This is a genomic window from Streptomyces sp. NPDC052687 (assembly GCF_040678395.1).
Classification (GTDB): Bacteria; Actinomycetota; Actinomycetes; order Streptomycetales; family Streptomycetaceae; genus Streptomyces.
Map to the genome: position 1 here is coordinate 19,778 of NZ_JBFATR010000066.1, position 10,691 is coordinate 30,468.

A 10,691-nucleotide genomic window follows, 5' to 3' on the forward strand; every position below is an offset into this window, starting at 1 on the left:
TTCTACGCCCACCGGTCCACGGGCTACCAGGGTATCAGCGCCGCGGCGGGATGGCGCCCGGCGACGCTCTGCGCACGCCCCGCCACGGACGTGAACCACTCACCCGTTCCTCACCCCCTGCTCACTCGTTCGGCGCAAGCGGGTTGCCCGGAGCGGCACGCAGATCATCTACGTGCGTCGTATCCTGCTCGGACACTCGCTGCCGAGCCCGCCGGCCGAACGGCACCACCCCCGCCCGTAAGAAACCGGAACAACGAGAGCTCGTCAGATCGTTGAGTGACGACTGTCGTCCGGCGTCAACGGCTCGGCGACGGTTTTGCTTCACTGCTCAACGACGCATTACAACGACCCCTTGACCGCACTAGCGAAAGCCCCCTCTGTTCGGGGCTACGTGGCCGTTCGACTGGAGTTAGCACGTGGCCGGGCGCATCGAAGACTACGCACTCATCGGAGACATGCAGACCGCTGCCCTGGTCTGCCGGGACGGCACAGTCGACTGGCTGTGCCTGCCCCGCTTCGACTCGCACGCCATCTTCGCCGGTCTGCTGGGCACGGAGGAACACGGCTTCTGGCGGATCGGCCCCTCGCACCCCGCGGACACCGAGCCGCCCACCGCGGCCCGGCGCAGCTACCGCGGTGACTCGCTGATCCTCGAGTCCGAGTGGGACACCCTGCGCGGCACGGTCCGGGTGATCGACTTCATGCCGCCGCGTGACGGCGCGCCCCAGCTGATCCGGATCGTGGAGGGCGTCTCCGGCCGGGTCCCGATGCGGTCGGCGCTGCGGATGCGGTTCTCGTACGGCCGGGTGGTGCCCTGGGTGCACAAGCACGAGGGCCGCACGGTGGCCGTGGCCGGCCCCGACTCGGTCTGGTACGACACCCCTGCCGAGACCGAGGGCAAGGAGCTGACCACCTACTCCGACTTCACGGTCTCCCCCGGCGAGCGCATCGCGTTCACCATCTCCTGGCAGCCCTCCCACAAGGAGGCGCCGCCGCTGCCGGAGCCGGAGCAGTCGCTGGAGGCGACGGAGGAGTTCTGGCGCGAGTGGGTCGAGCACTGTACGTACCACGGCCCCTACCGCGAGCCGGTGATCCGCTCCCTGATCACGCTGAAGGCGCTGACCTACGCCCCGACCGGCGGCATCGTCGCCGCCCCGACGACCTCCCTGCCGGAGGACATCGGCGGCGTGCGCAACTGGGACTACCGCTACACCTGGCTGCGGGACGCGGCGATCACCCTGTCCTCGCTGCTGCGCACCGGCTACCGCGAGGAGGCCCGCGCCTGGCGCGAGTGGCTGCTGCGGGCGGTCGCGGGCGACCCGGAGAACCTGCAGATCATGTACGGCATCGCGGGCGAGCGCGAGCTGGGCGAGGCCGAGCTGGACTGGCTGCCCGGCTACGAGAACTCGGCACCCGTCCGGGTCGGCAACGGCGCCGCGCACCAGCTCCAGCTGGACGTGTACGGCGAGGTCACCGAGGCCCTGCACCTGGCCCACATGACCGGCCTGTCCCGCAGCGACTACGCCTCGCTGCTCCAGCTGAAGCTGATCAGCTACCTGGAGAAGCACTGGCAGGAGCCGGACGAGGGCATCTGGGAGGTGCGCGGCCCGCGCCGCCACTTCGTGCACTCCAAGGTGATGGCATGGGTCGCCGTCGACCGCACCATCAAGCTGATCGAGTCCGGTGACGCGGACGGCCCGCTGGAGCGCTGGAAGGAACTGCGCGACGACATCCACCGCGAGGTGTGCGAGAAGGGTTACGACAAGGAGCGCAACACCTTCACGCAGTCGTACGGCTCGAAGGAGCTGGACGCCTCGCTGCTGCTGATCCCGCAGGTGGGCTTCCTGCCGCCGGACGACAAGCGGGTGATCGGCACCGTGGAGGCGATCCAGCGCGAGCTGTCCACCCCGGACGGCTTCATCCTGCGCTACCCGACCCAGGGCGACGACGAGGGCGTCGACGGCCTGCCCGGCGACGAGGGCGCCTTCCTGGCGTGCTCGTTCTGGATGGCCGACGACCTCGCGATGATCGGCCGGGTCGACGAGGCCCGCAAGCTGTTCGAGAAGCTGCTGTCGCTCCGCAACGACCTGGGCCTGCTCGCCGAGGAGTGGGACCCGCGCCTGCAGCGCCAGGTCGGCAACTTCCCGCAGGCCTTCAGCCACGTCCCGCTGATCGACACCGCGCTGCGGCTGACGGCCTCGGGCGCCTACGGCGGCTGAGCGGGCCGCCCCGGCCGGGCCCGCCTAGGCTGGAAGCACACCTTGCCCCTGTTGTCGGAAGGGGGCGGCGATGGCTTCCCGATCGAAGGCGGGCACGGCGCTGGCCGCGCTGCGCGAGGATCTGGCCGGTGACGTGTTCGCACCGGGGGACGCCGGTTACGACGAGGCCCGGACCGTCTTCAACGCCATGATCGACCGCCGCCCGGCGGTGATCGCGCAGTGCGCGCACGCGAACGACGTGGTGCGCGCGGTGCGGTTCGGCCGGGAGCTGGACCTCAACATCGCGGTGCGCGGCGGCGGGCACAGCGTGGCCGGGATGGGCCTCAACGACAACGGGCTGGTCGTGGATCTGCGCCTGATGCACGGGGTCACGGTTCATCCGGGCGCCGGCGCGGTCCGGGTGGAGGGCGGGGCCACCATGAGCCACCTCGACCGGGCGACCCAGCCGTTCGGCCTGGCCACCACGGGCGGGCGGGCCTCGACGACCGGCGTCGGCGGTTTCGTACTGGGCGGCGGCAGCGGCTGGCTGGACCGCTGCTTCGGGCTCGCGGTGGACAATCTGCTGGGCGTGGAGCTGGTCACCGCCGACGGCGAGCGGGTCCGCGCCGGCGCCGACGAGAACCCCGACCTGTTCTGGGCGCTGCACGGCGGCGGCGGCAACTTCGGGGTCGCCACCGCGCTCACCCTCAGGCTGCACGAGCTGCCCGAGTTCGCCGTCGCCCTGCTGCTGTACCGCCCGGAGCTGGGCCGCGAGGCCGTGCGGGCCTACCGCGACGTCATCGAGTCGGGGCCGCTGGAGGCGGGCGGCGCGGTGCTGTACCTCACCGGCCCGCCGCAGGAGTTCGTCCCGCCGCACCTGGTCGGCACGCTGCTGTGCGCGGTGCTGGTGACGTACGCGGGCGCCGAGGCGGACCTGCGCGAGGTGGCCGAGCCGCTGCTGGGCCTGCCGCACGAGGCGGAGGTGGTCGGCGCGATGCCGTACGCCGACGTGCAGTGCATGATCGACGATCCGCCGGGGATGCGGAACCACTGGTCGGCGGAGTATCTGACGGGCGCCCCGGACGACTTCGTGGACGTGTTCTGCGCGCTCGCGGACACCATGCCGGTGCCGACCGGCACCCAGCACGTCCTGTTCCCGCTGGGCGGGGCCGTCGCCGACGGCCCCGCCGAGTACCCCGTGCCCTACCGGGACTCCCCCTGGGCGGTGCACCCGTTCGGCATCTGGGAGGACCCCGCCGACGACCGGCGGTGCGTCCCCTGGGTCCGCGCCGTGCGCGAGCAGGTCCGCCCCTGGACGACCGGCGCGGTCTACCTCAACTTCATCGGCGACGAGGGCACCGACCGGGTCCGGGCGGGCCTGGGCGCGCAGAACGCCGCCCGGCTCGGCCTGCTCAAGCGCCGCTGGGACCCGGACAACGTCTTCCGCTTCAACCACAACATCAGGCCCACCTGACCCGCGCCCCGCCCTACAGCACCGCGTCGATCACCTCCCGCGCCGCCCGCTCCCCCTCGGTCGCGCCGCCTTCCATGAACCCCTGGAAGTCGTAGGAGCAGTGCTCGCCGCCGATGTGGATGTTGCCCTGCGGGGTGCCCTCGTAGCCCGCGTACCGGTGCAGATAGCCCACCGGCCAGTAGGAGTAGGCGCCCTGGGCGTACGGGTTCAGGTGCCAGGCCGACAGCTGGGCCCTGCCGGTCCAGGCGGCCGAGGTGCCGGGGAAGAAGGTGTCGATCTGCCGGGTGTGGGACGCCGCGAGCCGCGCCACGTACGGGTCGCTCTCGGTGGAGAAGGGTCCGGCGGGCGCGAGCGCGCGGGCCAGGCGGCCGCCGTGGTACTGGATGAGGATGCCGCCCGTGCCCGGCTGGATCTTGGTGGTGTCCCAGGTCTGCTGCACCGGAAGGTCGGTGAAGCAGTCCCCGGCGGACACGCCGGGCCAGGCTCCCCTGCCGCGCCAGGGGCGGGTCGAGAACTGCATGTTGAGCTTGGTGCAGTGGCCCATGCGGGCGTCTCTCAGCAGGCTGGTCATCCGGCTGTCGAACCCGGCCCGGCTCAGGTCGAGCTGCTTGAGCACGGGCAGTGGCACGCACAGGATCGTGTGGTCGGCGGTGACCGTGCGGGTGGCGCCCGCCTCGGCGAACGTCAGGGTCTGGGTGCCGTCGGCGTTGGCCCGTACGGCCTGCAGCGACCAGCCGTGCCGGATCGTGCCGTCGGGCAGGTGGCCGGCGATGGCGCGCGGGAGGCGGTCGTTGCCGCCGGTGATGTGGTAGCGCTCGTTGGACAGGCCCCAGATGTTGAAGTCGCCGGGATTGGTCTGGTAGCCCATGAGCAGCACCAGGGCGAGCGAGGACTGTTCGGTGGTGTCGGCGCCGTACTCGACGGTGTAGGCGACGTCGATGAACCGGCCGAGCGGGGAGTCGTGGCCGCCGGGCACCCGGGACTCGATCCAGTCGTGTATCGACAGGGTGTCCAGGGCGGTCCCCGTCGGGGTCGTCCGGTTCCACTTCACCTCCCCCGCCTCGATCAGGTCGCGGTGCAGGGCTTGGTAGACCGCCTTGAAGTCCTCGTTGGCGTGCTCGCGCGGGTAGTACTCGCCGTTGAACCACAGCACTTCCTCGGCGCCGTTGGGTCCGCCGCCGAGGAAGTCCTCGACGGGCAGCGAGAAGCGGCGGCACAGTTCCAGCATCTTCTTGTGGCTGGTGTCGATCAGCTCGCCGCCGATCTCCGAGGTCTGGCCGTACGCCCAGTGGTCGCGCTGGGTGTACACGCGGCCGCCGACCCGGCCGGGGTGCGCCTCGTAGAGGGTGCAGCGCAGTCCGGCGTCGTGGAGCGTGAGCGCCGCGGTGAGTCCGGCGAGGCCGGCGCCGACCACGGCGATCCGGGGCGCGGCGGCGGTCGCGGCCGCCGCGGGTGCGGCCGTGGCGGCGGTCGCGGCAGTCGCGGTGGCGGCGAGGGCCGCGGCGCCCTTCAGGACGGACCGGCGCCGCAGCCGGGCCGCCTCCTCGACCGGCACGCCCAGCGCGTCCGCGGCGGCGTGGTCGGCGGTGAGGGAACGCAGGACGTGCAGGGCATGCGTACGGGACATGGTGCGGCTCCTCAGACGGTGGCGGATGCTTCCTCGGTGTCGTCGGCGGCGTCCGCGTCGTCGCCGGCGCCGCCGTCGTCCGTGCGCTCGGCCGCGTCCTCCAGGACGATCCGGCCGATGATCTCGTAGCGTTCCGGCTTGCGGGCCCGCAGATACAGGCCGAGCCCGAGGCCGCCGAAGAAGACCAGCCCGACGATCCACGGGATGGCCTGGAAGAGCAGGGAGCCGGCCGCCGTCCCGGCCGCGGTGTCCAGGTTGGCCACCAGCAGCCCCACGACGGCGATCATGCCGATGCCGCCGAGCAGCGGGGCGGTGAGGGTGCGGAACCAGTGCCGGTCCTCGGGGTGGTTGCGGCGGAAGTAGCCGATGACCGCGAACGAGCACAGGGTCTGCACGATGAGGATCGCCATCGTGCCGAGGATCGCGAGCAGGGTGTACAGGTGGATGTACGGGTCCTGCCCGGTCGCCCAGAACGCGCCGACCAGCGCCACCGCGATGACCGACTGCGCGAAGGAGGCGACGTACGGCGAACCGTGGCGGACGTGGGTGCGGCCGAGCGCCGGGTGCAGGAAGCCCTCGCGGCCGATGGCGTAGAGGTAGCGGGCCGCGCACTGGTGGAAGGCCATGCCGCAGGCGAAGGACCCGGTGATCAGCAGCCACTGGAAGGCGTCGACCGCCCAGGCGCCGATGTAGGCGTGCGCCGGGTCGAAGAAGAGGTCGAGCGGGCTCGTGCCGGAGGAGACCTCGACCGAGCCCTTCAGCCCGTTGCCGGCGATGGTCATCCAGGAGACGTAGATGTAGAAGAGGCCGACGCCGACCACGGAGATCAGGGTGGCGCGGGGGATGACGCGCTTGGGGTCGCGGGACTCCTCGCCGTACATCGCCGTCGACTCGAAGCCGACCCACGACCAGAAGGCGAAGAACAGTCCGAGCCCGGCGGAGGTCCCGGTGAAGGCGTTCGCCGGGTTGACCGGCTCGACGGGAATGCCGTCGGGGCCGCCGCCCTTGAGGAGGACCGCGGTGGCGACCGCGAAGAGCACGGCGATCTCGGCGACCAGCATCACGCCGAGCGCCTTCGCCGTCAGGTTGATGTCGAAGTACGACAGCACGGCCGTCACCAGCAGCATCGCCGCGGCGTACACGATCCAGGGCAGGTCGAGGCCGAGCTGGTCCTCGACGGTGGTCTGCGCGAAGTAGGAGAAGACGCCGACGATGGACGCCTCGAAGACGATGTACGCCAGCACCGCGAGCATTCCGGAGGCCATGCCGGTGATCCGGCCCAGGCCGTGCGAGATGTAGCCGTAGAAAGCGCCCGCGGCGGTGATCCGGCGGGCCATGGCGACATAGCCGACGGAGAACACCGTCAGGACCAGGGTGGCGAAGAGATAGCCGGCCGGCGCGCCCGTGCCGTTGCCGAAGCCGACCGCGATGGGCAGGTTGCCGGTCATCGCGGTGATCGGCGCGGCGGTCGCCACCGCCATGAACACCACGCCCACCAGGCCCACGGAGTTCGCCTTCAGCCGGTGTACCTCGCGTGTGGGTGTGTGCTCTCGCGTGGGTGTTTCTGCCATTCCCGCCCCTCTCACAGAACCGTCACAACGAAATCCGTAGTTCGCTCGGCCGTTCCCCTGCGAATGCGTCAGTGTTGCGGCGGAGTGACGCACACCACAACAGACAGGCGGTCTCACAATCCGGCGCCGGGGGCGACGCTTTGTCGTGCCGTGGCGCCCGGTGATCGTCGCCGTAACCGTCCGGAGATGTCGCCGGAACACGCGCGCCGGTAGCGTCCGCTGCATGGACAGCCGTACGGACCGACGATTCGACAGCCAGGGCGCCGGCATCACCGTGCAGCGGGCCCTGGAGCTGCCGGGCCTGCGCAGCGGCCTGCCCGAGGTGCTGGCGGGCGCGGACCGGTTGCAGCGCACCGTGCGCTGGGTGCACGCGGGCGAGGTACCGAACATCGCCTCCCTGCTCAAGGGCGGCGAACTGCTGCTGACCACGGGCTACGGCCTCGGCACCCGCCCCGCCGAACAGCGCGCCTTCGTCCGCACCCTCGCCGAGCGCGGCATCGCCGCCCTGGTGGTCGAGCTGGGCCCGCGCTTCACCCGGCTGCCCGCCGCCCTCGTCGACACCGCCCGCGCGGCCGGCCTGCCGCTGGTCCAGCTGCACCGCGAGGTGCCGTTCGTGACGGTCACCGAGGAGATCCACACCGAGATCGTCAACGGCCACTACGCCCTGCTCCAGCGCGCCGAGGAGGTGCACCGCCGCTGCACCGAGGCGCTGCTCGGCGGGGGCGGGATCCCCCAGGTCCTCGGCATCCTCGCCGACTTCGGCGCCAACCCGGTGTTCCTGGAGACCTCCGACGGGCAGCTGCTGTACGCGGCCGGCGCCGGGCCCGAGGGCGCCGACCCGCTCCAGGTGTGGGAGGGGCTGCGCGGCCCGCACAAGGACGCCCCGCCGCCCGCCGGCTCGGTCCTCGTGGACGTGCCGGGCGGCGGCCCCGGCGCGGGCTCGGTCCGCGCCCGTCTGGTGCTGCTGCCGGTGCGGGGCCCGCTCGCCCCCGTGCACCGGATCGCCGCCGAGCGGGCCGCGGGCATCCTCGCCGTCGTGCTGATGCAGGCCCGCCAGGAGGAGGAGCTGGCCGCGCGCGGACGCGGCGACTTCCTCACCGACCTCGCCGAGGGCCGGATCACCGCGGAGGACGCTCCGGCCCAGGCCCGCGTCCTCGGCTTCAAGCCGGGCGACAGCCCGCTGCTGCCGGTGGTGATGCGGCTCGGCGACACGCTCGCGCCCGCCGGGGGCACCGCCCGCGCGAGCGTGGCCGAGAGCGGGGGAGGCTGGGCGGTCCTCGCCCGCGCGGTCGCCGAGGAGCTGGCGGCGGTGGGGGTACCGGTGCTGCTGGGCGTCCGGCCGGTCGAGGGCCGGGTGCCCCTGCTGCTGGGGCTGCGCTCGGAGTCGGAGCGCGCGGCCGTCGCCGACCGGGTCGCCGCGGCGCTGCGAGCGGGCGTGGAACGGGCGGGGATCCAGCGGCCGGGCGCGCCGCCGCCCGTGGTGGTGGTCGGGGTCGCGGGCGGCTGGGCCGCCGCCTCCGCCGGGCTGCGGCACGCGGCGGAGACCGCCACCGCGGCCCAGGGCCTGAGCGACCGCCCCTGGTACGACGCCCGGCGCCTCGACATCGACCTGCTGCTGTGGCGGCTGCGCGACCACCCCGACCTGGCCGCCTTCGTGGACCGGGCGATCGGGCCCGTCCGCGACCACGACCGCCGCTCCCGTCCCCCGCTGCTGCCCACCCTGGAGACCTATCTGGCCCACGCCGGCCGCAAGGCGGAAACGGCCCGCGAACTGCACCTGAACCGCCAGACCCTCTACAACCGCCTGGCCCGCATCGGCGAACTCCTGGGCACCGACCTGGACGACCCCCAGACGGTCCTGGCCCTCTCCCTGGCCCTGCGCGCCCGCCGGCACGTGGGCCGGCCGTCACCGCGGGCCGGCTGAGCGGCCCCGCTCCGACCGGGCCGCCGCCCGGCTCGGCGGCCTCGGCCCGCCAACGGCCTCGGCCCACGAGCGGCACCGGCACCCCGCCACCGGGCCACAGTGACGCGGTCGGCTCAGCCCCGCCCGTCCCGCCCCGTCCGCCCCCCTCAGAGCAACGGCTGAGGCTGCGTCAACTCGTCGTAGACGCTCAGCACCTGGGCGACCGTCTCGTCCTCCGTCGGCCAGGTCGCCGCCTGGCGTACGCCCCGTTCGCGCAGCACCGCGCGGCGTTCCGGGTCGGCGAGGAGGCGCACGACGGCCGCGGCGAAGGCCTCGGCGTCGCCGGGCGGGACCAGTTCGGCCGCGTCGCCGACCAGTTCGGCAACGCCGGCGACGGCGGTCGCCACCAGGGGCACGCGCGCGTGCAGGGCCTCCTGGGCGAGCAGGGACCGCGACTCCCGGCAGCTCGGCAGCAGCGCCAGATCGGCCGCCCCGAGCAGCACGCCGACGTCGTTCCGCCGTCCCACGAGCCGCACGGGCAGCCGCTCGGCGTCGATCCGGCCCTGCAGGCGCGCCCGCAGCGGCCCCTCCCCCGCGACCACGACGACCGGTGCGGGATCCAGCTCGCGCCACGACCGCGCGGCGTCCAGCAGCAGGTCGTACCCGCGCTGCTGGTCCAGCGCGCCGACGGCGAGCAGCAACGGCCGCCCGATCGCGCCGAGTTCGGCCCGCACCTTGGACCGCTGCCGGTCCGGGTCGCCGCGCTCGGCGGGCGTCCGCGGGCCCGGCAGGGCGACGGCGGCGAGCCGCGCGTCGCGCGCGCCGGTGCGGCGCGCCCGGTCCACGAGGTCCGAGCTGGTGCCGAGCACGACGGCGGCGGCCTTCGCCACCCGCCGCTCCAGGATCCGCAGCAGATGCCCGCGCGCACCCTCGGCGTGGGCCCGGTTGTGCCAGGTGACGACCAGGGGGATGCGTTTGCCGCTGAGCGCGAGCGCCGCGCGGAAGGAGGCGTGCAGTCCGTGCGCGTGCACCAGGTCCGCGTCGGCGCAGGCGGCCCGCAGCGCGGCCACGGAGACGGGGTCGCTGCTGCGCGGCACGTGGACGTGCTCGGCGCCGGCCCCGGTGAAGTCGTAGGCGTGATCGGCCTCGTCGGGGGCGCACACGGTGACCCGCACGCCCCGCGCGACGAGCCCCGCGGCCAGCGACCGCACATGGGCGCTGCTGCCGGCGTTGCCGCCGCCCAGCACCTGCACGGTGCGCAGCGACGACTGGCCGTGCGGTGAGTGGCTGCTCACGGGGGTCACGTGGCCCGGCTCCTGATTCGGCGTCGGTCGGTCACGACGGTCACGGAGAAACGTACAGAAGGATCGTGCGGAGGGGGTGTACCGCACGGCGACCTCCCCGTACTCCGCCAAGGATGCCAGTCCGTACGCCCGTTCCGGGAACGCCGCACACCCGAGCGCCGCCCGCGCGCAGGGCAACACGACGCCTGACATCCCCCACACGAGTGAACCGGCGAGCCGCGGGAGTGACCTGACGCCCCTCACCCGTGACCCGGTCCCCACCGATCATCCGGCGCCCCGCACATCGGGCCCGGCGGCTCACCCCCGCGCGCCCGCGAGCGCGCTCACCCGCTCCCCGCACACGGCGGCGGCCACCACCGCGCCGGCGTGCGCGGCCAGCCCCACGCGTCCGGTCCCCGCGACCACGGCCGCCCCGAGCGCCGCGCCCAGGGCGTGCGCCCCGGCGTCGCCGATCATCGTCCGCCGGCCGAGGTCGTCCGGCAGCACGGCGCCCGCCGCCCCCACTGCGGCGGCGGCCAGCTCCGCCGCTCCGGCCCCTCAACCTTCCCGCCGCACCTGAGCGCATCAGGAGTCATTGCCGTGACTGAGAACGTCGTCTCCCTGTACAAGGAACC

General features: G+C 73.5%; 6 protein-coding genes and 1 pseudogene. 3 read left to right on the plus strand and 4 right to left on the minus strand.

Annotated elements, in window-relative coordinates; genetic code table 11:
• Positions 1-416 precede the first annotated feature (416 nt).
• Positions 417-2,219 carry a glycoside hydrolase family 15 protein gene (locus AB0K92_RS31260; RefSeq protein ID WP_365928494.1) on the plus strand — a complete coding sequence of 601 codons (1,803 nt, stop codon included), beginning with the start codon at positions 417-419 and terminating at the stop codon, positions 2,217-2,219.
• A gap of 70 nt (positions 2,220-2,289) precedes the next feature.
• Entirely contained in the window at positions 2,290-3,672 is a 1,383-nt protein-coding gene (locus tag AB0K92_RS31265) for an FAD-binding oxidoreductase (protein ID WP_365928496.1), read from the plus strand.
• A 13-nt stretch (positions 3,673-3,685) separates the two neighbouring features.
• On the opposite strand, the gene AB0K92_RS31270 is transcribed toward AB0K92_RS31265, so the two are convergent.
• Both AB0K92_RS31270 and AB0K92_RS31275 read right to left on the minus strand, forming a co-directional pair.
• On the minus strand, positions 3,686-5,299 hold the full coding sequence (locus AB0K92_RS31270) for an NAD(P)/FAD-dependent oxidoreductase (RefSeq protein ID WP_365928498.1): 1,614 nt from the start codon (positions 5,297-5,299) through the stop codon (positions 3,686-3,688).
• Positions 5,300-5,310: 11 nt separating this feature from the next.
• Positions 5,311-6,870, minus strand: a complete 1,560-nt coding sequence (locus AB0K92_RS31275; protein ID WP_365928500.1) for an APC family permease — start codon at positions 6,868-6,870, stop codon at positions 5,311-5,313.
• Between the two features lie 223 nt (positions 6,871-7,093).
• On the opposite strand from AB0K92_RS31275, the gene AB0K92_RS31280 reads away from it, so the two are divergent.
• Positions 7,094-8,794, plus strand: coding sequence for a PucR family transcriptional regulator (locus tag AB0K92_RS31280; RefSeq protein WP_365928502.1), 1,701 nt, complete (start codon positions 7,094-7,096; stop codon positions 8,792-8,794).
• A 146-nt stretch (positions 8,795-8,940) separates the two neighbouring features.
• Here the strand turns inward: AB0K92_RS31280 and AB0K92_RS31285 are convergent, their stop codons facing one another.
• Positions 8,941-10,077, minus strand: a complete 1,137-nt coding sequence (locus tag AB0K92_RS31285) for a glycosyltransferase family 4 protein (protein WP_365928504.1) — start codon at positions 10,075-10,077, stop codon at positions 8,941-8,943.
• A 297-nt stretch (positions 10,078-10,374) separates the two neighbouring features.
• Positions 10,375-10,605 (minus strand): annotated as a pseudogene (locus AB0K92_RS31290) (hypothetical protein); the annotation flags it as partial.
• Between the last annotated feature and the right edge of the window lie 86 nt (positions 10,606-10,691).

What these genes read in the sequence shown, in the direction of transcription:
- AB0K92_RS31265 (WP_365928496.1), top strand. Translation starts at nt 2,290, where the DNA reads ATGGCTTCCCGATCGAAGGCGGGCACGGCGCTGGCCGCGCTGCGCGAG.
- AB0K92_RS31270 (WP_365928498.1), bottom strand. Translation starts at nt 5,299, where the DNA reads ATGTCCCGTACGCATGCCCTGCACGTCCTGCGTTCCCTCACCGCCGAC.
- AB0K92_RS31275 (WP_365928500.1), bottom strand. Translation starts at nt 6,870, where the DNA reads ATGGCAGAAACACCCACGCGAGAGCACACACCCACACGCGAGGTACAC.
- AB0K92_RS31280 (WP_365928502.1), top strand. Translation starts at nt 7,094, where the DNA reads ATGGACAGCCGTACGGACCGACGATTCGACAGCCAGGGCGCCGGCATC.